We start from the raw sequence: 23,105 nt of genomic DNA, 5'->3' as shown, positions 1-23,105 counted from the left end.
CCTTATGTTTGGTTGCGGCGGCCGGGTCTGACAAGCTTCAGCTTGAACGTGCTTGCGCCTGCAAGCCTCATACACGATCCAGTAATTCGATCCAGTGCAGCACGGGACGTACAGAGCGGCTGGCCAGATGCATCTGGCATCCGATGTTGGCGGTGACGATGTACTCCGGTGCACCGCTGTTTAGTGCGGCGAGCTTCTGCTCCAGAAGTTTGCCTGAAAGCTCCGGCTGCAGCAGGGAGTAAGTGCCAGCCGAGCCACAGCACAGGTGTGCATCGGGTACCTCGGTCAGCCGGAAGCCGGCCTTTTCCAGTAGTGCCTCGACGGCCCCTGGTAGCTGCTGGCCGTGCTGCAGGGTGCACGGTGCATGCACGGCGATGGAATCCGCTCTGTCAGCGCGCAGTTGGTCGATATCCTCCTGCTGTAGGACCTCGATCAGATCGCGGCTCATTTGCGCCACATGCCGGGCCTTATCTGCATACGCCGGATCGTCGCGCAGCAGGTGGTCATAGTCCTTGAGCAGTACGCCGCAACCGCTGGCCGTGGAGATGATGGCCTCCGCGCCCTGCTCGATGTGCGGCCACCAGGCATCGATGTTCCGCCGTGCTGCGCCACGCGCCTCCTCAGTAGCCCCGAGGTGCTGGCTGATTGCACCGCAACAGCCGGCCTCGTCGGCGGCGAGCAGCGAGATGCCCAAACGGTCGAGTACACGTGCCGCCGCGGCATTGGTCAACGGGGTGGCCGACGGCTGTACGCAGCCCTGCAGCACCAGCATGCGGCGTGCATGCCGGATTTCCGGCCAGGAGCCGGCGACCTGCCGTACCGGCAAGTGGGCGCGCCATCTGGCTGGCAGAAAGGGGCGGAACAGGCGGCCAGCGGCGAGCAGTGCGGCAAAGCGTTCCCGGTGTGCCACCAGCCTGCGCAATCCCCAACGCAGCAGGCGTTCACCCATAGGTCGGCCGACCTGCCGGTCGACCAGCGTGCGCCCGATATCCACCAGATGGCCGTATTGCACGCCCGACGGGCATGTGGTTTCGCAGGCCCGGCAGGTCAGGCAGCGATCCAGGTGGGCCTGCGTCTTCTCGCTTGCCTGTCCGCCCTCCAGCACCTGCTTGATCAGGTAGATGCGGCCACGCGGCCCGTCGAGCTCGTCACCCAGCAACTGGTAGGTCGGACAGGTGGCGGTGCAGAAGCCGCAGTGCACGCAGGAGCGCAGGATGGCATCGGCCTCGAGCCCCTCGGGCGTGTCACGAAAGGCATCGCTGATCCGGGTCTGCATTACAGCCCCTCGTACAGGCGGCCGGGATTGAGGATGCCGGCCGGGTCGAATGCCTGTTTCAGCCGCCGGTGCACGTGCATCAGCTCCGGCGCAAGCGGGTGCAACAGGGCGCGGGGATGTTCCCCGCGGCGCAGCAGCGTGGCATGGCCGCCGAGTGCTGCGGCCGCGGTCTGGACCTTATCCACCGGGGCATCGCTGTGTAGCCAGCGTTGTGCTCCGCCCCATTCGAGCAGCCAGCGCCCGGCGATGGAGGGCTGTGCCGCCGCCTGCGGCAGGGCGATGCGCCACACACCGCTGGCCATGAAGAAGGGCAGTTGCCGCTCACGCAGTTCGAGCCAGAAGCTGCGTGCCTCCGCGTTGCCCAGCACCTCGCCGGGTACGCGCCCGGGGATGGCGAGCATGGCGCTGTCGCTGCCGGAAAAGCGCAGGTACAACACGCCCTCCACCCAGGCCGAGGCGGACAATGGCAGTGGTTGGCCGGCCAGCCGGTTCATTTGCTGCAAGGCCTCAGCGGCACTGCACGAGCACACCATGGTCATCTCGCAGGCCGGTACGGGAAGCACCTTCAGGCTGATGTCGAGCAGTACGCCCAGCGTGCCCTGAGCGCCGGCCATCAGGCGCGAGGCATCGTAGCCGGCGACATTCTTCATTACCTCGCCGCCGAAATGCAGCACCTCGCCCTTGCCGTTAATGATGCGACAGCCCAGCACGAAGTCGCGCACAGCCCCGGTGTAAGGCCGGCGAGGGCCGGACAGGTTGCAGGCAATGCTGCCACCCAGTGTTGCGGATTCACCCAGGTGTGGAGGTTCGAAGGGCAGCATCTGGTCGTGTGCGGCCAGCAGTTGTTCGATCTCGGCCAGTGGGGTGCCGGCGCGTGCGGTCAGCACCAGTTCAGTCGGCTCATGGTGGGTCACCCCGCGGTGTGCTGCTACCTCGAGCTGGGCTGCATTGACCGGCCGGCCGAGGCCGGCCTTGCTGCCGCTACTCGTGATGCACAGCGGGGTCTGTCTCGCATAAGCCTCGGCCACATGTTCACGAAGTTCGTTGCTGCGATCCGCCTGCATCAGAAGCGCTCCAGTTCGGGGAATGGGAGTTGCCCTGCGTGCACGTGCATGGCGCCGAACTCGGCACAACGGTGCAGGGTCGGCACCGCCTTGCCCGGGTTGAGCAGCGCGTCGGGATCGAAGGCGTGCTTGATGGCGTGGAACTGACTGAGTTCGGCGCTTTCGAATTGCACGCACATCTGGTCGATCTTCTCCATGCCCACGCCGTGTTCGCCGGTGATGCTGCCGCCCACCTCTACGCATAGCTCGAGAATCTTTCCGCCGAAGGTCTCGGCGCGGGCCAGTTCGTCGGAGATGTTTGCATCGTACAGGATCAACGGGTGCAGGTTGCCATCTCCGGCGTGAAACACGTTGGCCACCGGCAGGCCGAACTCCTTCGAGAGCTCGCCGATGCGGCGCAGTACCTTGGGCAGGTGGCGGCGCGGGATGGTGCCGTCCATGCAGTAGTAGTCGGGGGCAAGCCGGCCGACGGCCGGGAAGGCGGATTTGCGCCCCTTCCACAGCAGTGTGCGTTCGGCCTCGTCGCGGGTTATGCGCACCTCGGTGGCGCCGGCGCGGTGCAGGATGTCCGCGGCCTGCTCGGCCTGCTCGTCCACTTCCTGGCGCATGCCGTCCAGCTCGCAGAGCAGGATGGCCGCGGCATCGCGAGGGTAGCCTGCATGCACGAAGTCTTCGGCGGCGTTAATTGACATCCGATCCATCATCTCCAGCCCACCCGGGATGATACCGGCGGCGATGATGTCGCCCACCGCCGCACCGGCCTTTTCCACATCGTCGAAGGCAGCCAGTAGCAGGCGGACGCATTCCGGGCGCGGCAGCAGGCGCACGCTGGCCTCGACGAACACCCCGAGCATACCCTCCGAGCCAGTCATCAGTGCTGCCAGATCAAAGCCGGCGCTATCCAGCGCCTCACTGCCCACGCACAGTAGTTCACCTTCTGGGGTAACCAGCTTGATCTTCAAAATGTTGTGCACAGTCAGACCATATTTCAGGCAGTGCACGCCGCCGGAATTCTCCGCTACGTTGCCTCCGATAGTACAGGCGATTTGTGACGACGGGTCGGGCGCATAGTACAGTCCGAAAGGGACGGCAGCCTCGGAGATAGCAAGATTGCGCACCCCGGGTTGCACGCGGGCGATGCGACCGATCGGGTCGATGTCGAGAATGTTGTGCAGCTTGGCCAGGCTGAGCAGCACGCCGTCCGGATTCGGCAGAGCACCGCCGGAGAGCCCTGTACCGGCACCGCGCGCCACCACAGGTACCTGCATGCGGTGGCACAGGCGCATGACAGCCTGCACCTGTTCAACGTTTTCCGGCAGTACCGTCACGCGCGGCATTTGCCGGTAAGCCGACAGGCCGTCGCATTCGTAGGGGTGCTGGTCTTCTTCGCCGAACAGCACGCTTTCATCCGGCAGCAGTTCGAGCAGTTGTCTTACCAGCTCGTCAGCGCTCTGCTTTGGAATGCCGCGTCTCGGCATCAGTCACCCATGCCCGACAGGCGGCGGTACACGGTGGTCAGCGCAGAGTCGTCGCCGACGTTGCCGGGGAAGATGACCACTGGCAGGCCGGGATAGCGCGGATGATCGTCCGGGCAGCGCACTACAGAGCAGCCGGCCAGTACCTGGCCGAGTACGCGCGAGGTGCCCAGTGCCAGACCCGAACTCAGCACGTCGTTTGAGGTTATACCACCTTTGCTGATCAGAAAGCCGATCTCTTCCGGCAACCGGCGCACGATATCCATCAGCAGGGCCGAGACGGCTTCGCCGAAAGCCAGACGGGCGGCCTGATCGGGGAAGACCTTCTCCACGCGACTGGTGTAGATCGCCGGGGTGTCGCCGTCGGCGTGTGCGCCGGCAGCGCTTGCAACGACATCGGCCAGCAGTCCATCACGATCGGCTTCGATGCGCTCCACGTCCACCTCGATGCCGCGGATGCCCGCTTCCTTGAGCAGCGCGGCAAGCTGCGCGGTGGTCTTCTTCACGTGCGAACCGACCAGCACGGCGCCGGGTTTGCCTTTGCGCACGTAGCGCGCCATATGCTGTGCATCCACCGGTTGCGGGCCGAGTGCGGCCAGCGAGGTCAGCAGGCTGGCTGCGCTGCGGAACAGGAAGCGCTTGCCCTGTGCTGCTGCGGCCTGCACCTGGGCGGCGAAACGATCAAGGTCATCCTGTTGCTCGGCGTCCACCACGCCGCAGACATTGCCATGCAGAGCCATCAGGCGTTCGCTTACGTCGCCGCGCAGATCGTCCAGCGTGAAGCGCTCGACCTGTTCGGTGGCGATGCGTCCGGCGGTTTTTTCCTGCACATAATCGGGCAGGTGGCTGTGTTTGTAGCCGAATACCGAGTCTCTGGCGAACTCGGTTTCGTGTGCCGGCACCGGGGTGCCGTTCTGCACCACGTAGTGGGTGCTATCGCGCGTGATGCGGCCGCCCTCGAAGAAGGCGGGAACCAGGAAATGCGCATCGAACGGCCCGAGCTCATCGGCGATGATGTCGGTTTCCACCGGGTAGTGGCCGCGCAGCGTGGAATCTGAACGGCTGACCAGGATCGGGTTCACGCCTCGGCCCTCTTCCTCCAGCTGCTGCAGTGCCTGCTTCAGGTTCACGCAGATCTCGCGCGTCACTTCGGCAGCGCGTTCGGCCGACATGCCGCGCGTGTTTCCCAGCACGAAGAAAAGTGGCGAGTCATCACACAGTGCCGTACGCAGCGTCGGCACGTCCCAGCGAGTCAGCAGCAGGCAACCGTGAACCGTCTGCGACCCGGTCGGGTCGTCATCAATGGCGATGATTTTGGTCAGTCGGTTCACAGCAGACCTTTGGCGCGTGCCACCATGGCATCGGAGGTAATGCCGTTGAAGGCCATGATCTCGTCGGCTGAGGCGGTGGTTTCACCGCGCTTCCAGCAGAAGGTATCGCGCTTCGGGGCACGCGTACGCAACAGCACCGGTTCAAGCGAGGCGGATGGGCCGCCGCTGACCGCGATCAGTGCATCGCCGTCGAACAGGGCGTTGAAGTGATCATCGTCCATAAATCCATTGTCCGGTTGCGACACAGTGTCCCAGGCCACGTCACCCGGACGATACAGTGCGCGTGGGTTGACCACGGCGACAATGCGCACGCGGTAGCCCTCGGCTTCCAGCAGATCCTTCGCGGCGAACACCGGCAGTAGCACCATGTCGCCGGTAACCGCGAACACCACTGTGCCGTGCTCGCCTGAGCAGCTTTCGTACAACGTGGCCGCACCCTCCTTGATAGCCTTCTTCGAGCTTGCCAGGTCCAGGTAGACCGGCAGCGGGCTCTTCGAAGCAATAATCACCATGCCTTTGTTGATGCTATCGGTAGCGTATTCGTAGGCCGCCTGAATGCAGTTGGCATCGCAGGGGAACAGCGGGAAGACGTTGCCGTTGCGCATCATCGCCGAGAACAGGTTCTCGATCTCCGGACGCTGGTGGGTCCAGCCGTTGCGACCCTGCTCCAGCGCTCCTGCAGTGAACATGCAGACGATGGACGGGGTCTTGCGGCGTAGCTCGGCCATCGCCTGGGTGACGGTCTGCACGACCGGCCAGCCGTTGATGGCGAATGACTCGTAGGAGAGCCACAGGGCACGTGAACCGAACAAAGCCAGGCCGGCGGCAAGGCCCGCGCAGGCATCTTCGTTGAGCGGCTCGTAGACCTGGCCGTCGGGCTGCTGGTTGTACAACGGGTCGGTCGATGGATGGCGGATCTTCAGTGCATCGTTGATGTTCTTCATCGCCGAGGCCTCGTTGCCATCGGCATTGGTGACCACGAAGCGCGGGTCGGCCTGGCCCATCTGTGCGACCAGCGCGCCCATGGCTGTGGCAGGCACGGCCTTGTCCGCTGGGGTGAACTCCTGCATGGCCAGCTGCGGCATCGGGGCGATCGCAAGCTCACTTTCTGTTACCACGGTCTTGGCGGCCGGACCACCCCCGGCGCGCGACAGATTGTCGCGCACGATCTGCCAGGCCTCCGGCGGCAGGGCACGCCGCTTCAGACCATCGATAATGTGCGGCTGGTCCAGCGTGTCCTGGGGATACAGGTTGTGTGACTTGGCGCCGACGGTGTGCACGCCGGCACCCTTGAGCTGTTTGATGATGAATACGGTTAGTGTGCCGCCGAGTGCCGAGTTTGCCGCGCGGTCGATGCCCTGCAGGACTGCAGAGGTGAAGGCAAGGCGGCGGGAGTGTGAAAAACGGGTGCTGTCGACATAGGGCTGATCCTGGCCACTGTCGTCGAAGTCCTTCGCATCGATCAGCACGACCTCCCTGAAACCGTGACCCTTCCAGTAGGCGATCATCTCGTCGTTGCTCATGCGCGAGACCATCGAGTGATGCTCCTGCGAATAGCCGTTCCAGATCAGCACGGGCAGGAAGTTGGTGACCGCGGGGAATGCGGTGTTGAAATGCATCATGCTGTTCAGCACGTAGGGCTCGCCCATGCCGCCGTCACCGATGGTGACAGGGAACAGCTTGCCCGGGTACAGCAGGGCGCCGGCCATGGCGAAGTGCTGTCCCTGGCCGAGCGGGCCGGCGGGAGCCAGCAGGCCGGGGATGGCGCCGGACAGGTGGCCGAGCAGGCCGTGGCGCTCGCGGAAGCGGGCCATCATGTCATCCATGGTATGGATGCCCATCTCCTCCAGCGAGGAATCCAGGAACATCGAGGAATAGAAGCCCGGGGCGTGATGTCCTACCTCGGTGACGATGTTGGTGTGCCCCTGCATCATCAGCGAGGCATGTGCTTCGGCGCTGGAGGCAAAGCCGCCGGGATGGCCGGAGCCTTTGGAGCCGGTGACCTGCAGGGTCAGGTAGCGCAGTGCATCGGCCGCCAGCAGGGTCTGGTAGGCGGCGGTGTCGGTCGTGGCATCGGCAATTGAGCTCTGGCCCTCAGCGATCACCGCACTGGCTGCATGTTGGTCGAAGTCTGGCCACTTCTCTCCGTAATGTTGAATTCCCTGGCAAAAGGCGGGTGCGTTCATGGCGGCTCTCCTGGTCGATAAGTGAATATGTGCAGGCACTTCTTATGCCCGATGGCAGCACATTACTGGCAGCCTTTTTATTACGCAATACAGAATTGATTTCATAATGTGAAATGTTTAGTGTGTCGCCATGCGTAACGAATCGAATATACAAGTCATTGATCGCATGGTTGCTCTGTTGCAGGGGTTGGCGCAGCACGGCCATGCCGGTCTCAAGGTCCTGGCCGTCGATGCCGGGTTGCACAGCTCCACGGCACACCGCATTCTGGCTTCGCTGCAGCAGCACGGCTGGGTAGCGCGCGATGCCGATGGTGGCTACCGACTGGGTAGCGGTCTGTTGCGCTATGCATCTCATGCCGCCCGAGAGATTGATTTGCGGCAGCTGGCTTTGCCGGTGATGACCGCGCTGCGCGACCTCACAGGCGAGACGGTGAACCTGACGCTCAGGGAAAGTGACGAAGTGGTGTATGTGGAGCGGGTGATTTCCAACCGCTTGATGCGTGTGGAACAGGTGATCGGCAGCAGGGCGCCGCTGCATGTCACGGCGGTCGGTAAGCTGATGCTGGGCGAAGGTGTGCCGGAGGGGTGTATGGATTATGCCCGGCGCACCGGGTTGCCGGCCTACACAGCCAACACGATTACCAATGCTCGACAGTTGTGTGATGTCGTTCGCCTGGTCGCCGGGCAGGGCTACGCCTTTGATGATGAGGAGGCCGAGCTTGGTGTTGGCTGTATTGGCGTGTTGGTGAGAGATGCTGGTGGGAATGCCGTGGCCGGTCTGTCGATTTCCGCACCGCGTGAGCGTCGCCGGGACGAGTGGATCGAGCCGTTGCTGGCTTCCGGCCGGGAAATTTCAATGAAGCTGGGTTATCAGGGGGCAGACACCTCGCCTTCGGTTTGAAATTCAGTTTGTTGCAGAACAATCTTATGGTCAATAGCTGCATTCAGTGATCAGCCTGTGATGGCTATGGTTGTAGAAGTGTTCGATATATATATAGGTATGGTTCGACGTGTGTCGAAAAATGAGTGCCTCAATTCAGCAGTTTGATTACTACCACTTTCCGACTTTGTCCGACCACGCAGTTGTGCGGGGTGTGACAAAAAAGAATAAAGGGCTCGCAGTGATTAGCTGCGAGCCCTTTATTGTTTGGTTGCGGGGGCCGGATTTGAACCGACGACCTTCGGGTTATGAGCCCGACGAGCTACCACTGCTCCACCCCGCGTCAGGGTGTAAATAAAAAGCCCGTAAGTGATTAATAGAATCGAACTTACGGGCCTTGTGTTTGGTTGCGGGGGCCAGATTTGAACTGACGACCTTCGGGTTATGAGCCCGACGAGCTACCACTGCTCCACCCCGCGTTAAGGAGGCCGAACTATAGGGAGGGCTTCTTCCATGTCAATATCTATTCGCCCGCTTTTTTTTATCGCACTCTGTATGCCTGTTCGGGGTCAGGTATACTTACTGGCGGGCCTGTTTTTCTGCGGCCGCCGCTACCGGTTTGCAACGCTTTGCATGGCAGCGACAACAACAGAGGACTTGTAAGCAGCCTAAAGAATCGAGAGGCTAAGCATCAATAGTTTGCAACGAGGTGTTCATCTGGCCATGAATGAGCGTATTTCACCGAACGAGAGTTTATCCAGCCCGACCGTGGCGGGCCACGGCATGCGCCGGAAGTTGATGGCTGCGATGGGTCTGATGATCGTCATGCTGGTGACGTTGCTGACCGTCCTGCAGGTCTCCCGCTTCAAGCAGAGTATGGAAGATACGCTTGCCACGCATATCGATTTTCTCAAAAGTGAAATGTCCAGAAAGGCAGACAAGGCTGCTTTAAATCTGTCAGGCCATGTAGATAACCTTATTTCCACCTCTCGTTTGAGTCTGGTGCGCGAGTTTATTCAGGATGCTGTAAAGGACATGGACGACCTGAAATATGTCGTACTGATGAAGGGTGATAAGCCACGCGTGGCGTTCGGAGACAATCTCGGCAAAGATCTGCAGGAGTCGATTTCAGAGGGTGAAATTTCATCCTTTGCCGCGAAGCAGCAGAACAGGATCACTCGGGAGTACAGCTTCGGCGGGCATGAATTTATGGAAGCCATTGTGCCGATCAGGATTCGGGATAAACAATGGGGCGTACTGCGTCTGGGTTTTTCGCTGGATGATTTGCACAGTCGTATGCTGGCATCGCGCAAGTATATTGATTCGGAAACCGATAGTGTGGTGATGCAGGCGACGATCACTGCGCTGCTGTTTCTGCTGCTCGGAGCGCTGGCGGTATTTTTGCTGGTGCGCAGGTGGACTGATCCGATACGCAAGCTTGTGCACTTCACACATGAGCTGGCTGGCGGCAACTTTGATGCCGAACCGCATATCAGTACGCGCAGTGATGATGAAATCGGCATGCTGGTGACCTCTATCAAGGAGATGGCGGCCAGTTTGCGCCAATCCTATAGCCGGCTGGAAGAGCATGGTAATGAGCTGGAACATGAGGTTGCAAGACGTACAAGTCAGCTGGCTGAGGCACGTGACCGCGCATTGGCGGCAGCGCAGGTAAAAAGCGATTTTCTTGCCAATATGAGCCATGAAATCCGCACGCCGATGAATGCGGTTATTGGTCTCTCACATCTGGCCAGAGAGCAGGCGGAGAGCCATCAGCAGCAGGATTATTTAAACAAAATTCTGGCTGCCTCCAAATCACTGCTCATTATCATCAATGATATCCTCGATTTTTCCAAGATTGAAGCCGGAAAAATGCATATGGAAACCGTTGTGTTTGATTTCGATGATACACTGAAAAATATTGCCGGAGTCGGGGGGCTGGAGGCTGGCAGGAAGGGATTGGATTTCCTTTTTGATGTGCCGCCGCAGTTGCCGAAGTTGCGAGGCGACCCTGTTCGTCTGGGTCAGGTGTTGCTGAATCTGGTGAATAATGCCATCAAATTCACCTCCCGGGGCGAAGTGATCGTGACGGTTAAAATACTGGCAATGGATGAGCATGAAACAGAGTTGAGCTTTAGTGTCAGTGATACCGGTATCGGTATGTCGCAGGAGCAGCTAGCAGGTATTTTCGATGCGTTTAGTCAGGCGGATACATCGATTACACGCAAATTCGGTGGTACAGGCCTTGGTCTGGCGATCTGCAAGCAGCTTGTTTCCATGATGCAGGGCGAGATCGGGGTGGAGAGTACGCCGGGAGAAGGCAGTCGCTTCTATTTTACGGCCCGATTCGGATCTGTTGCCCGATCAGAGGAGAATGCGATCAATAGTGAGCTCGGGCAGGGCAAGATGCTATATGTTGTCGATGGTGGTCAGCATTCCGGTCCGATTATGTCACACATGGCCGAAGAGCTCGGATTTAATACGCAGCTGTTTCCTACAGGGAGCGATGCGCTGACTGCATTGCAGCAGGCGCCGGATAAGCCGGATCTGTTTCTGGTGGACTGGAAACTGTCGGATATGAACAGTGAAACGGCAATTCGGCGCATGCATCAGCTGGTTTCTGCAGCTCATGCAGATAAGCGGATCAAGGTTGATGCGCACGTGCCGTTGATCCTGATGCAGCCGATTGGTCGGGATGCCGAAGTACAGTATCAGGGTATTGATGTCCGCCTGTTCAAGCCGGTGACAGGCTCGGATTTGTGCGAGGCTGCCAAACAGGCGCTCAATCCGGATACCAGAGGTGCAGGGCTCGCTCAATCGATATCGCCGGAGAGTATCTCCGCCTTGCAGGGCGTGCGCCTGCTACTGGCCGAGGATAACGAAGTTAACCGGGAGGTGGCTGAAGGTCTGCTGACGCGCGCCGGGATCAGCCTGCAGGTTGTGCATAACGGACAGGAAGCAATCGAAGCGCTGGAACATGATGATTTTGACGGTGTGTTGATGGATCTGCAGATGCCGGTGATGGGTGGACTGGAGGCAACGCGTGTGTTGCGGAAGAATCCACGTTTCAGGGAGTTGCCTATTATTGCCATGACTGCCAATGCGATGGCTGATGACCGGGAGCGCTGCCTGCAAGCCGGCATGAACGACCATATTGCCAAGCCGATTCATCCTGCAACGCTATATGATACATTGCTGCGATGGATTGATGCATCACGCCTGAATGCTGCCGGCAATGCAGGTGCGCCCGAGGCAGGCCAGCTGATGGACGTACCGTTGATCGAGGGGCTGGACGGGGCTGACGGACTGATGCGAGTCGGTGGTGATTTGTCGCTGTATGTCGGAATCCTGGGCAAGTTTTATAATTCCCAGGCTGCAGCTCTCGAGACGCTGGAGCAACTGCTCGGAGCAGGGGATATGGCTGCGGCGCAGGCGCATTTGCATACGCTCAAGGGCGTATGCGGTAATATCGGCGCAACGGCTTTGCATGGCGAGCTGGAGCGGCTGGAGCAGATGCTGCCGGATGAGGCGGCTAACGGATTGAGCACGATTGCACGTTTACATGCACCTTTTGACGCGTTGATAGCCGGTATCGGTGCCTGGCTGGCTGACAGGCAGGCCCGGCCGAGAGCAATCTCGAGTGGTGATGCCATGCCGCTTATTACCCGCATGCGCGAGTTGCTGAATGAGTACAACGGAGATGCCGTCGATCTGCTTAGTGAACTGGATGACGCCTTGTCCGGTTGTAATGCAGGTCGGTTGGTGCCGCTGCTGCGTCAGCACCTCTCCGCTTATGATTTTGATGAGGCGCTCTCTACGCTGGACGAGATAGAGGCCAGCTGTCGGCAGGCGTAAAGCGCCGGAGTATGTGGTTTGATGGCCGGGTTATGGGGCTCTGCCCAATAGCGGGCGCTGATTGATCAGGAGGTTGTCGCTCAACTTTAACCAGGTGCCGGCTCGCTCGCTGTCTTCATTGTCGGCAATAATGTGAAGTCCGCCGTATTTTCCGGTACATGCTGCATCAGGATGACAAATGCATGATGGCTGTTGGCCGGTACGGTGGATAGATCCCGTGCCGGATTGAGAAAGTCTGAGCCGTGCAGATGATCCTGCTGCGGTAAGCGGATGAAATGTGCCACTGATGCGCTGAGCGCCTCATCCGGTTGTCCGGCGGAAAAGAATGTCACCATCAAGCGTGGTAGCGGCATGTCGATAGCAAGCAGGTTTTCTATGCTGCCATGAATCAGCAGGATGCGGCTGCCGTCCTCACGTGTAATCCACTGAGGTTTGATGCTCTCCGGCTCAATGCGCCAGTCTTTGCTTCGGGCAGGCAGGTCGATGCCGACACGCATCAGGCTGCTGCGAAACCAGCGGTTATCCATCCATGCATCCCGTTGCAGTATGAAACCTGCCCCGGCAACCAGTAATAATATCAGCATGAACCAGCGCCAGAGGTGAACATCGCTGCGTTGCATTGGCTGCGGCGGGGTCGTGTATGCACCGGTTGTAAATGGAGCATCGGGGTGCGCAATACGTAGCGGCTGATGACAGCGAGAACAGGCGAACTCAGCTTCCGCACAATCCGCGGGAAAGCTGTAACAACGCTGACAATGTGAACAAACAACAAGCATGGCTGCATATTGAAGCGTTCACTGCTGGTTGCAAGCCGTGGTGGCGAGAAGCTGTGTAATATAAGGCGTGGGTTCAGTGCCGGTAGATACCGGGCAGAGTTGACATGATGCAGGGTGACATGCACGGGCGTCATGGCTACCGTTTGCGTTATGTCGTTCGAAAAGCCCCTGATCCATATGCAACAGCTGATGCTCCGTTATCCGACCGGGAAAACGGCACTCTCCGGCATTACCTTGGAGATTCCTCAGGGGCAGTTTGTCTATATGATCGGTGAGAGTGGTGCCGGCAAATCATCGCTGCTGCGCATGTTCTATGGCGGTGTGCGGCCAAGCTCCGGCTCGCTGGTCGTGCAGGGTCTGGATATGCGTCAGGCTAATGATGCAAAAATTCGCGAGATCAGGCAGCGCACGGGCATCATTTTTCAGGATCACAGGTTACTGTTTTCCCGTACCGTTTTCGAGAATGTGGCCCTGCCGCTGCGTGTGCAGGGCTGGCAGACCGAGCGACTGATTCCCCGCGTACGCAAGGTGCTGGCCTATGTCGGACTGGCCGATCGATTGTGGTCCTATCCGGAAGCACTTTCCGGCGGTGAGCAGCAGCGGGTTGCCATTGCGCGTGCCATGACAGCCAACCCGCCGCTGATTCTGGCTGATGAGCCGACCGGCAATCTGGATGTGGATACGGCCAGGCGAGTGCTGGACTATTTGATGGATCTCAATCGTGCCGGCGCCACGGTGATTATGGCCACCCACGACCTGCATCTGCTCGAATCGCATCCGGGTCGGGTTGTACAATTGCATGGTGGTACGCTGGCAGGAGATGACTGGTGATCAGAATTCCGGGACTCAAACCGCCACCGAGTAAAAATATGGCCAAACGGCGGGTAGAAAACGTTGTGGTTAATAACACTCAGGGCACTGTGCCTGAGATGGCGCATCCGCGCCTGCCCGGTGGCTTTAACCTGCCACCGTTTGGTGTTCATCAGGTGCTGGCTGTTGTGATTGTATGTATCGCATTGTGGGCTGTGGGTGTGATCTGGCTGGGAATGCAGGCAGCCAGCCAGTGGGTTGGCAGTTGGCAGCAGGATATTCATATCCATGTCTATCTGGATGTTAAAAAAGATCAGGCGGATAGTGGCAAACGAGCCGACAAGCTGCAGCAGGCGTTGCAGAGTATTCCGCAAATTGCTGCTGTCCGGCGCATTCCACCGGCTGAAGCTGCCGTCTGGATGCAGACATGGTTGCATGATGCGGCTCTTAATGCACAGGATCTGACCAACCGGTTGCCGTTGACATTTGAGATCTCGCTTACCGATGCGCAGAGCCGCTTTCTTTTCGATGATATCCGTGATGCAGCCGGTCGTTTCGGCGGGCGGGTGAATGAAGATGAGGTCAATCTTGCCCGTGCGCACTACTGGTTATCTCAGGCGTCATGGCTGGCTGGATTTGCTTCTTTGGTGTTGGCTCTGGCCATGGCGCTGATTATCTCCAATACCTTGCGTATGACACTACTGGCGCGGGCGGACGAGATTCATCTGATGCGCCTGTTGGGCGCAAAAGAGTGGTTTGTGCGTATGCCGTTTATCCTTGAGGGTATGGTGCTGGGAGCGGCTGCGGGTATTGCTGCATGGCTGCTGCTCTGGCCGATTGTCTGGGGCAGTTCGGCATGGCTGCTCACCATGCAGGTGGACCTGAATCTGTGGGTACTGTTGCCGGCGCTGCTGTTTGGTGGCGGTGTTGTGGGTACGCTGGGTGCGGTGATTGCCACAGCACGCGTTGTCTCTGCTGAAACCGGAGTATAAGCTCTCTGAGGGAGCGGCGAAATCCCGTACTTGATAGACACTGGTCTGCCTTTTAATATGCCGGCCGCTGTTCACGCAGATCATCGGGATGTGGCGCAGCCTGGTAGCGCGTACCGTTCGGGACGGTAAGGCCGGAGGTTCGAATCCTCTCATCCCGACCATTTTCTTCTGCAATGATTGTACCTTCCCTGACACTGCAGAAAACGCTTTGCGATTCAGATCACAGAACCCATGCCCTGATCCGACACTATTGCCACGCATAAGGAGCGGCTTGTCCGCTTGCATGCGCCTTATACGGCGCTATCGGCAATACGGAGGTCTTATGGGCGCTGTGCAAAAGCAGGAGAATACCAGTAACGAGGTACGGGTTGTCTCACTTCGGCGGCCCGCACCGGCTGAGAAAGCAGCGGCGCCTCGCAAGACCAGAAAACAGCCGGTTGCGGATATGGTTGATGAGGCGACTGTGTTGCCGCAACTGGCGGCCTCAAGGCCTGCCGGCCGCGTGGCAACCAACCTGGTTGATCTGGATAAAATTATCGGCGAAGTCTCGCACGTGATCGCCACCACCAAAGACCACTATAAATGTATCATGTTTACCGACCTGGAGAGTTCAACCGAATACAAACGCTCAATGGGTCATACCAAAGGGTATATGCGTAACCGGTTGTTTTGCGACCTGTGTGAGGATGCAGTGCGTCAGCACAACGGGCAGATCGTCAAGCGCCTTGGTGACGGTGTGATGGTGGTCTTTGAGCATGCTATCGATGCGGTGATGGCTTCGATGCTGATCAAGCGCAGTATTGCAGGGCACAGGAAGAAGCTGAAAAAAGTGGTCGGCTCCCTGAACTATCGTATCGGTATCACCTGCGGCTATGTGAAGGAGATTCCCGGCAAACCGAAGGATTACATCGGTCATGCCATGGACAAGGGGGCGAGGATTCAGACCCATGCCCGTCGCAATCAGATCCTGATTGATGAAATCATGTACGGCCTGATTCATACCAAGATTCGCGATTATTCCGACGATATCCTGATTGGTGCACCGAAGAATGTGACGCTCAAAGGGGTCGGTGTGAGCACGTTGTATGAAGTCTCGCCGAAGCAGATGGGGCTGGAGTCGGGTATGGCGGCACGCATGCGTAACCTGTTTCGTTGAGGTGTGAGCCTGAACCTGTAAGATTTCCTCCTCGCATGTCGTGTGACGCTCTCCGGATGGCGGCCGGCCTGCGAGCGGTGTGCATAAAGCACAGGAGGTCATGATGAGAACATGGATGATTCCGGCAGTGGGGCTACTCCTGCTTTCAGGATGCGCTACGCAAGCCCAACAGCGAACAACGACACAGGGCGCATTGATTGGTGCCGGCACCGGCGCGGTGATCGGCTCGCAGAGTGGTCAGGCGGTTGAAGGTGCAATGATTGGTGGCGTGTTAGGCGGAGTGGCTGGCGCAATGATTGGTGCCGATCGCAACCAGCGCACTGCCGCGCCCCGGCAAGGCCGTCAACCGAGCGCTTATCGACACGATGAACAGCGCTATGCCGATGAGCATGAGTATCGCAGGTCCGACGAGCATCACAACCGGGACAGAAGAGACAGCGAGGACGACTGAATCCCTGTGTTAGAACGGGAACAGAAATAACCCCGGAAACAGGATTGCTTGGCTCAATGGCATGCCTGTCGTTATGCTTGCGGCATGCGCTATTCGAATTGTTTTGTACCCACCCTGCGGGATGTTCCGGCTGATGCCGAGGTTATTTCACACCAGTTATTGCTCCGGGCGGGCTATATCCGCCGTGTCACTTCCGGCGTCTATGATTATCTGCCGCTGGCGCTACGTGTGCTGCGCCGGATTGAAGCGATTATCCGCGAGGAGATGGAGCGTGCCGGAGCTCAGGAGTTGCTGATGCCGATGGTGCAGCCGACTGAGCTGTGGGAGAAATCCGGGCGACTGGCCAAGTACGGACCGGAACTGCTGCGTTTTGAGGATCGGCATGCCCATCAATCCTGTCTCGGCCCGACGCATGAAGAGGTGATCTGCGACCTGATGAGTCGCGAGTTGCGCTCTTACAAGCAGTTGCCGCTCAATCTCTACCAGATACAGAATAAATTCCGTGATGAAATCCGTCCGCGTTTCGGTTTGATGCGCGGTCGCGAGTTTGTCATGAAAGATGCCTACTCCTTCCATGCCGATGATGAGAGTCTGATGGCTGAATACCGCAATATGTTTGACACCTATACGCGTATCTTTGACCGGCTGGGGCTGAGATTCAGGCCGGTGGAGGCGGATACCGGCTCAATCGGCGGCAGTGATTCGCATGAGTTTCATGTGCTGGCCGATTCCGGCGAGGATGTGATTGCCCACTGTGAAAGCTGTGAATATGCGGCCAATGTCGAGAAAGCGATATCGCTACGTAGCGCGCCTGTTGCCGCATCGGCGGCTGTGGCCGAATTGGAAACGCCGGGCCTGACGAGCGTGGAAGAGGTGGCTGAATTTGCCGGTGTGGATGCGGCACAGCTGCTTAAGACGCTGGTCTACCGCGTGAGCGGTGGTGCGTTTGACGGAGCGGTGGTTGCAGCGTGCGTACGCGGAGATGACCAGCTGCAGACGGTGAAGCTGATCCATGCACTGGATGCGGATGCTGTGGAGATGGCCAGCGATGCCGAGATCGAAAGCATTGGCGGCGTAACGGGCTTTGTCGGGCCGATCGGGCTGAATGCACCGCTCTATATTGATTCAGGGCTGGAGCATGCGCTTGATCTGGTGGCCGGTGCCAACCGGCGTGATTTGCATCTGACCGGTGTTGATGTCGGTCGTGATATCAGCGGTGCTCAGCTGGTGGATTTGCGAGAGACGCGTGCCGGTGATGGTTGTCCTCGTTGCGGCGGCACGATTGCACTGTCGCGTGGTATCGAAGTTGGTCAGGTGTTCGCACTGGGCCGCCGCTATACCGAACCGATGGAGGTGGTATTCCAGAATCAGCAGGGCAAGCGTGAAGTGGCGACCATGGGTTGCTACGGCATCGGCGTATCGCGGCTGATGGCGGCGGTGGTAGAGCAGTGCCATGATGATGGCGGTATTGCCTGGCCTGACGTGCTGGCGCCATTCCCGGTGATTCTGGTGTCCATGGGTAAATCCGATGCGGTGCTGGAAGCCTCCGGAGAGATCTATAAGCAGTTGCAGACAGCCGGTATTGATGTGCTCTGGGATGAGCGTAACGAACGGCCGGGTGTGAAATTCAAGGATGCCGAACTGATCGGGATTCCGCTGCAGATTGTCATCGGAGATCGCGGCCTGAAAGAGGGCGTCGCTGAATTTGGCAGGCGGGGCAGCGATCGACGCGAGGTGGCTATCGCGGATGTGGTGGCTATGGCTACGACGGAGCTGGCAAACAGGGCGGGAGCCGCTATTTGAACGCGGATGAACTGAGGCAGCGGCTGGGCGGTATCTCGCCCAAATCATTGCTGGCTGCAGTGCTGGTGATCGGCTTTCTGGCAACGGTGCCGGCCTGGATGGGTAGCAACAGTGAGGATCAGCAGCATCTGGCGCAAACAGCAGTACGGCAGATGGTCGAAAAAAATGTCGGGCTGCTGGATATTTTACCGAAAGAGAAGAAAGGACTGCGTCAGATGCTGGAACCTCTGCCGGAGCCTGCCAAGACGGATTTTGAGCAGACGGTTTGGGTTAAGGACATCGTCGGCACTATTCGTCCGTGGGTGGGTGATGAGCAGGAAGCGACAACAATTGCACGCTGGGTCTATGTCTATGCCAGGAAATCCCGGCTCTCTCCCGAACTGATTCTGGGCGTGATTGCAGTGGAATCGCAGTTTGACCATTTTGCCGTCAGCAATGTCGGGGCGGTGGGGCTGATGCAGGTGATGCCGTTCTGGAAAAAAGAGCTGGGAAAACCGGATGATAACCTGCTTAATATTGAAACCAATATCCGTTATGGCTGCGCTATTATCCGTCACTACGTGGATCGCTATAAAACACTCGACAGGGCACTGGCTGCCTATAACGGTTCGCTGGGAAGAACAAAGTATCCCGATCTGGTTTTTGCCAAAATGAAAAAATTCCATGCCATAGAAGGTGGTCTTGCAGCGGAGGCTGATTCATCGCCCTAAAGCGATGCGTCGCTGTATTACCCTGGAGGCTGAGATGGCGTCCACGGACTTGGCTGCACATGACTTCTGCATTTGGAACAATATCTCGAGTACCAGGGTTCCTGGAGCATGCGGGCACGGCAGCCGGAGCATTTAGTGAAGGTGCCGCTTTTTAAATATGTATCATCATATTCATATGATTTCATACCTGCATATTATGTCCGCTTTATGACATTAATATGTCTTGCCCCTGTTACAGTTGCAAGGCAGTCATGCAGGAGGTGCTGATTGATTGCCTCCTGCAAAAAAAATCAGGACGCAAGGGAAGACGTGTTATCTCCACTTGCTTACGAAATCAGCGCTTGCTTAATCATCTCTTCTGGTGAAACGGATAATCTGACGGCGCGCTTTTTTATCCGGGCGTCTCTCCGGAGCCGGGGCGCTGGCAGCATGCAGTTTGCGCAGTTGCTGCTGCGTTGCCCGGGCGGCAACACTGGCTGCGGTTTCCTGATACAGCGTTTGTGCGATCGTGGCGGAACCGCGTTTTTCCGCCAGTCCCGTCACGGTTACGATAAACAGCTCCTGTTCACGTTGAATGGATAGTGTATCTCCGACCTGAACAGCGCGGGATGCTTTGGCCCGATCACCATTAATCTGCACATGCCCGCCGCTGACCATCTCAGTGGCCAGACCGCGTGTTTTGAAAAAACGGGCTGCCCATAACCATTTATCAATACGTACCGATTGTTTCGACATGCGGTGAATCTATCCGGTTACGTATATTAGGGAATCCCTGATTGATCGACTATTCCACATTGCAGAAGGGCACGCGTTGGCTATTATCTATAGTTGATGAGCAGCCATACGCCACCTACAGACGTCGCCCCGGGAGTTCTTGCCTGCCACGGATGCGATCTGGTCTATCAACTTGAGGATGTGCCAATCGGCAGCAAGGCTCTGTGCGGCCGCTGTGGTACGCTGTTGAGGCGTCATGTTGCCAATAGTCTGGAGCGTTCGCTGGCATTGAACTTTGCGGCATTGTGCTGTTTTGTCATTGCCAACGCGTTCCCTTTTCTGTCGCTGGAGGTCATGGGGCGTATTGAGGGTACCCGGCTGATCACCGGTGCTGTGGCGCTCTGCAAGGCGGGGATGTGGGAGCTGGGATTGCTGGTATTCCTGACCAGTGTGCTGTTTCCGCTGGTGACACTGCTCGGCATGCTCTATGTGCTGTTGCCCGCCCGTTTCGCCATTCGCCTGCCGGGAGTGGCGCTGGTCTATCGCATCGTTTGCAGAGTGAGTCCGTGGAGTATGTTGCAGGTGCTGATGCTCGGCGTACTGATCGCCATTGTTAAGTTGCTGGATTTGGCTGAAATTATTCCCGGAACAGGCTTTTTTGCCTTTATTGCACTGATTGCCCTGACCTCTGCGGCATATGCCAACTTTGATGCGGCGGCGCTGTGGCCCTTTTCCCGACCGGCTCCGGAGCATCTGCAGGCGGGGATGACGGCTGTGCAGAAGAATCTGATCCATTGCCATACCTGTGCCCTGCTGGTTCCTGCCGACGTCGCACGTGAGAGTGATGCCTGCTGTCCGCGTTGCAGCACACGCCTGCACCTGCGCAAGGTAAACAGCATCAGCAGAACATGGGCGTGGGTGATATCGGCCTGTTTACTGCTGATTCCTGCCAATCTCTATCCGGTGATGACCGTTATTCATTTTGGCAGGGGCGAACCGAGCACGATTCTGGGTGGGGTGATTCAGCTGATTGACGGCGGCATGTGGCCGCTGGGCATGATTGTGTTGATTGCCAGTATTCTGATCCCGGTGCTGAAGCTGGTAGTCCTTGTCTTTCTGTTGATCACGGTCAGGCGGAAATCCCGCTGGCGACTGCGCGATCGCTCGGTGCTCTATCGCATCACCGAACTGGTTGGTGCCTGGTCGATGGTCGATATTTTTCTGATTGCCCTGCTGACCGGGCTTGTTAACATGGGTACGCTGGCTTCGGTCAGACCGGAGGTCGGTGCAATATTTTTCGCAGCTGTTGTGGTCACCACGATTTTTGCCGCCGGCAGTTTTGACCCGCGTCTGATCTGGGATCAGGAGGAAGAGGGGCAATGAGTGAGCAACAAACGGATGGCGGCAAAGGCACTCTTGCCAGCCCGGAGATTAAATCATCGCCGCGGATCTCACTGGTCTGGCTGATTCCGATCATCACCGCCGTGATCGGCGGCTGGCTCATCGTCAAGACGCTTGCCGAGCAGGAGCCGGAAATCTCCATTACCTTCAAATCGGCAGAGGGTATTGAGGCCGGCAAGACCCGGGTTAAATACAGGGATCTGGATGTGGGCGTTGTCGAGTCGGTGCGCCTGAGCGATGACTTCTCGCAGGTGGAGCTTAAAGCGAAAATATCCAAAGGTGCAGAAACTCTGCTACATAAGGGAACTCGCTTCTGGGTTGTCAAACCCCGTCTGGGGATGAGTGGTATATCCGGCCTGAGCACGCTTGTCTCCGGAGTCTATGTCGCACTGGAGCCCGGTGATGGCCCCGCCGCCAGCGTATTTGCCGGTCTGGATCAGCCTCCGAGAGTGATGCCGGGGGAGAAGGGCACGGAGATCACCCTGGTTGCCGACAGGCTCGGTTCTCTGGATGTCGGTTCTCCTGTCTACTACCAGGGTTTGCAGGCCGGTGAGGTGCTGGGCTATGAACTGACAAAGGACAAGAAAAACATCTTGGTTTACCTGTTTATCAAGTCACCGTTCGATGGGCTGGTACACAGTAATTCGCACTTCTGGAATGTCGGCGGCCTGGATGTGTCGCTTGGAGCCAACGGCGTTAATATTCATGTCGAATCGATGAAAAGTCTGTTGCTAGGCGGTGTTGCCTTTGAAACAGCCGATACGCTGGAGCAACGTGATCCTGTCGCAAAAGATCAGCGGTTCACGCTGTTCCATAATCACCAGGACATTGCCTCGAAGGTCTATACCAATGGCGAAACATTTATTGCCTATTTCGACAACTCGGTGCGCGGCCTGGCGGTTGGTGCACCGGTAGAGTTCAAGGGGATCACGATCGGTTCGGTATCCGAGCTGCGGCTGGAGTTCAATCAGAAAGACACCAGCTTTCGTATCCCGGTATTGCTGGAGATATCTTTCAAACGCATGCGTGAAAGTGGTATCAGTGCCGGTACTGATTCGAAAAAATTGCTGGATCAATTGATTGCCAAGGGGCTCAGGGCGCAATTGCGCATGGGTAGTCTGCTGACCGGCAAGCTCTTTGTGGAGTTGGATATGCATCCGGGCACGCCCGTACATTTGCGCGCGGACAAGAGCATCAGCTTCCTCGAACTGCCTACCATCCCCGGCAACTTTGACCGCATGAGGACATCAATACAAAACACACTGGCCAAACTGGATCGGGTCGATATTGACGGGATTTCGAATGAACTGAAGCAATCACTGCGCGCGTTGCATCATCTGCTCACCACACTGGATCAGCATGCCGAACCTGTTGCGACCAATGTGGATCAGACGCTGCGCAAAGCCAGAAAAACACTGGAGTTGTTGAACAGGCAGCTGAAATCCGGTTCGCCTGCTGTCCGAATGACTGAAGAGGTGGGCGAGGCCGCCCGCTCCATTCGTGCGCTGGTTGATATGCTGGAACGAAATCCCGAGTCTGTCATTACCGGCAAGCCGAAACCGGGAGGTAAATGATGAGGGCGATAGCTGTGCTGAAATTTCTGGTGCCGGGCCTGACGGCGCTGTTGTGCGCGGCATGCAGCGTGTCACCGGTGACACGTTATTATGTGCTCAATCCGGTCATCAGGGCGGAAGCCCCTGCTCAGACCGACCATGCTCCCGGCAAGCGTATCGGCATCTCGCTGCTGCGTTTGCCGCAGTATCTGGACAGAGCCAGCATCGTTACCCGCAGCACCAGCAATGAGCTGAAGCTGGCGGAGTATGACCGCTGGGGCGGCAATCCGGAAAAGAATATCCGGCAGGTGATGAACAGGAATCTGTCGCAGCTGCTCGAATCCGCAGGTTTTTCGGTGATTGCTGCAGATTCGGATCTGTCGCCGGAGTTGAATATCGAAATTGAGATTACCCGCTTTGAACGATTTCCGGATGGTGTGGTCCGGCTCTCGGCCGTATGGCATATTCTTGATCCTTCGGGAAAGCTGCTGACAGGGCGGAGCTCGGATTTGAGCAGCCAGCCTGTTGCCGGTGCATCAGATTATGATGCCATTGTCGCAGCCATGAGCGATCTGCTGGGTCAATTGAGTCATGTGATTGCCGATGCAATCCTGCATCCGGATGCAGCATGACAGGCGGTCATGGCAAGGCTGCGATAAATGAATATCACTT

General features: G+C 58.1%; 18 protein-coding genes and 3 tRNA genes. 12 read left to right on the top strand and 9 right to left on the bottom strand.

The annotated features are described in order from the left end of the window. Positions 1-67 precede the first annotated feature (67 nt). From glcF to SPV1_RS01035, 5 genes are read right to left on the bottom strand one after another with little or no spacing between them, the layout of a single operon-like run. On the bottom strand, positions 68-1,276 hold the full coding sequence (gene glcF, locus SPV1_RS01055) for a glycolate oxidase subunit GlcF (RefSeq protein WP_009849219.1): 1,209 nt from the start codon (positions 1,274-1,276) through the stop codon (positions 68-70). Beyond that, positions 1,276-2,340, bottom strand: a complete 1,065-nt coding sequence (gene glcE, locus SPV1_RS01050) for a glycolate oxidase subunit GlcE (RefSeq protein WP_009849218.1) — start codon at positions 2,338-2,340, stop codon at positions 1,276-1,278. The genes glcF and glcE overlap by 1 nt, the downstream gene beginning before the upstream one ends. Beyond that, the gene (locus SPV1_RS01045) at positions 2,340-3,818 is read right to left on the bottom strand and encodes an FAD-linked oxidase C-terminal domain-containing protein (RefSeq protein WP_009849217.1); all 1,479 of its coding nucleotides are present in this window, start codon (positions 3,816-3,818) and stop codon (positions 2,340-2,342) included. Before SPV1_RS01045 ends, glcE begins: the two co-directional genes overlap by 1 nt. Beyond that, on the bottom strand, positions 3,818-5,146 hold the full coding sequence (locus tag SPV1_RS01040) for a four-carbon acid sugar kinase family protein (RefSeq protein ID WP_009849216.1): 1,329 nt from the start codon (positions 5,144-5,146) through the stop codon (positions 3,818-3,820). The genes SPV1_RS01045 and SPV1_RS01040 overlap by 1 nt, the downstream gene beginning before the upstream one ends. After that, a complete protein-coding gene (locus tag SPV1_RS01035; RefSeq protein ID WP_009849215.1) occupies positions 5,143-7,332 on the bottom strand; it encodes a phosphoketolase family protein in 2,190 nt (729 codons plus the stop codon). Before SPV1_RS01035 ends, SPV1_RS01040 begins: the two co-directional genes overlap by 4 nt. A gap of 130 nt (positions 7,333-7,462) precedes the next feature. Between SPV1_RS01035 and SPV1_RS01030 the strand changes: the two genes are divergently transcribed. Then, a complete protein-coding gene (locus SPV1_RS01030) occupies positions 7,463-8,233 on the top strand; it encodes an IclR family transcriptional regulator (RefSeq protein ID WP_009849214.1) in 771 nt (256 codons plus the stop codon). A gap of 247 nt (positions 8,234-8,480) precedes the next feature. On the opposite strand, the gene SPV1_RS01025 is transcribed toward SPV1_RS01030, so the two are convergent. Further along, positions 8,481-8,555 (bottom strand) — tRNA-Met (locus SPV1_RS01025). 61 nt (positions 8,556-8,616) lie between these two features. Beyond that, positions 8,617-8,691 (bottom strand) — tRNA-Met (locus tag SPV1_RS01020). 220 nt (positions 8,692-8,911) lie between these two features. Between SPV1_RS01020 and SPV1_RS01015 the strand changes: the two genes are divergently transcribed. Next, a complete protein-coding gene (locus SPV1_RS01015) occupies positions 8,912-12,067 on the top strand; it encodes a response regulator (RefSeq protein ID WP_231288230.1) in 3,156 nt (1,051 codons plus the stop codon). An 86-nt stretch (positions 12,068-12,153) separates the two neighbouring features. Here the strand turns inward: SPV1_RS01015 and SPV1_RS01010 are convergent, their stop codons facing one another. After that, a complete protein-coding gene (locus SPV1_RS01010; protein WP_231288229.1) occupies positions 12,154-12,651 on the bottom strand; it encodes a DUF3426 domain-containing protein in 498 nt (165 codons plus the stop codon). A gap of 342 nt (positions 12,652-12,993) precedes the next feature. Between SPV1_RS01010 and SPV1_RS01005 the strand changes: the two genes are divergently transcribed. The 7 genes from SPV1_RS01005 to SPV1_RS00975 all read left to right on the top strand — a co-directional run bounded on the left by SPV1_RS01005 (position 12,994) and on the right by SPV1_RS00975 (position 18,765). Further along, positions 12,994-13,674, top strand: coding sequence for a cell division ATP-binding protein FtsE (locus SPV1_RS01005; protein ID WP_009849211.1), 681 nt, complete (start codon positions 12,994-12,996; stop codon positions 13,672-13,674). Next, positions 13,671-14,645, top strand: coding sequence for a cell division protein FtsX (locus SPV1_RS01000; protein WP_009849210.1), 975 nt, complete (start codon positions 13,671-13,673; stop codon positions 14,643-14,645). The genes SPV1_RS01005 and SPV1_RS01000 overlap by 4 nt, the downstream gene beginning before the upstream one ends. An 84-nt stretch (positions 14,646-14,729) precedes the next feature. After that, positions 14,730-14,806 (top strand) — tRNA-Pro (locus SPV1_RS00995). 161 nt (positions 14,807-14,967) lie between these two features. After that, complete coding sequence (locus tag SPV1_RS00990) at positions 14,968-15,801, top strand: adenylate/guanylate cyclase domain-containing protein (RefSeq protein WP_009849209.1); 834 nt, start codon at positions 14,968-14,970, stop codon at positions 15,799-15,801. Positions 15,802-15,904: 103 nt separating this feature from the next. Further along, the gene (locus SPV1_RS00985; RefSeq protein WP_040881363.1) at positions 15,905-16,252 is read left to right on the top strand and encodes a glycine zipper family protein; all 348 of its coding nucleotides are present in this window, start codon (positions 15,905-15,907) and stop codon (positions 16,250-16,252) included. Between the two features lie 84 nt (positions 16,253-16,336). Further along, the gene (locus tag SPV1_RS00980) at positions 16,337-18,055 is read left to right on the top strand and encodes a proline--tRNA ligase (protein ID WP_009849207.1); all 1,719 of its coding nucleotides are present in this window, start codon (positions 16,337-16,339) and stop codon (positions 18,053-18,055) included. Then, entirely contained in the window at positions 18,052-18,765 is a 714-nt protein-coding gene (locus SPV1_RS00975) for a lytic transglycosylase domain-containing protein (RefSeq protein ID WP_009849206.1), read from the top strand. Before SPV1_RS00980 ends, SPV1_RS00975 begins: the two co-directional genes overlap by 4 nt. Before the next feature lie 345 nt (positions 18,766-19,110). On the opposite strand, the gene SPV1_RS00970 is transcribed toward SPV1_RS00975, so the two are convergent. Further along, on the bottom strand, positions 19,111-19,500 hold the full coding sequence (locus SPV1_RS00970) for an RNA-binding S4 domain-containing protein (protein ID WP_009849205.1): 390 nt from the start codon (positions 19,498-19,500) through the stop codon (positions 19,111-19,113). A 96-nt stretch (positions 19,501-19,596) separates the two neighbouring features. On the opposite strand from SPV1_RS00970, the gene SPV1_RS00965 reads away from it, so the two are divergent. The 3 genes from SPV1_RS00965 to SPV1_RS00955 are packed head-to-tail and all read left to right on the top strand — an operon-like array spanning position 19,597 to position 23,065. Beyond that, the gene (locus SPV1_RS00965; RefSeq protein WP_009849204.1) at positions 19,597-20,862 is read left to right on the top strand and encodes a paraquat-inducible protein A; all 1,266 of its coding nucleotides are present in this window, start codon (positions 19,597-19,599) and stop codon (positions 20,860-20,862) included. After that, positions 20,859-22,454 carry a PqiB family protein gene (locus SPV1_RS00960; protein WP_009849203.1) on the top strand — a complete coding sequence of 532 codons (1,596 nt, stop codon included), beginning with the start codon at positions 20,859-20,861 and terminating at the stop codon, positions 22,452-22,454. The genes SPV1_RS00965 and SPV1_RS00960 overlap by 4 nt, the downstream gene beginning before the upstream one ends. After that, the gene (locus SPV1_RS00955; protein WP_152909271.1) at positions 22,454-23,065 is read left to right on the top strand and encodes a PqiC family protein; all 612 of its coding nucleotides are present in this window, start codon (positions 22,454-22,456) and stop codon (positions 23,063-23,065) included. Before SPV1_RS00960 ends, SPV1_RS00955 begins: the two co-directional genes overlap by 1 nt. The last annotated feature ends 40 nt before the right edge of the window (positions 23,066-23,105 follow it).

It is taken from the genome of Mariprofundus ferrooxydans PV-1, from assembly GCF_000153765.1.
In the GTDB taxonomy this organism is placed as follows: domain Bacteria; phylum Pseudomonadota; class Zetaproteobacteria; order Mariprofundales; family Mariprofundaceae; genus Mariprofundus; species Mariprofundus ferrooxydans.
Note: the sequence above shows the minus strand (reverse complement) of the source record. Positions and strands in the feature narration are given on the sequence as shown.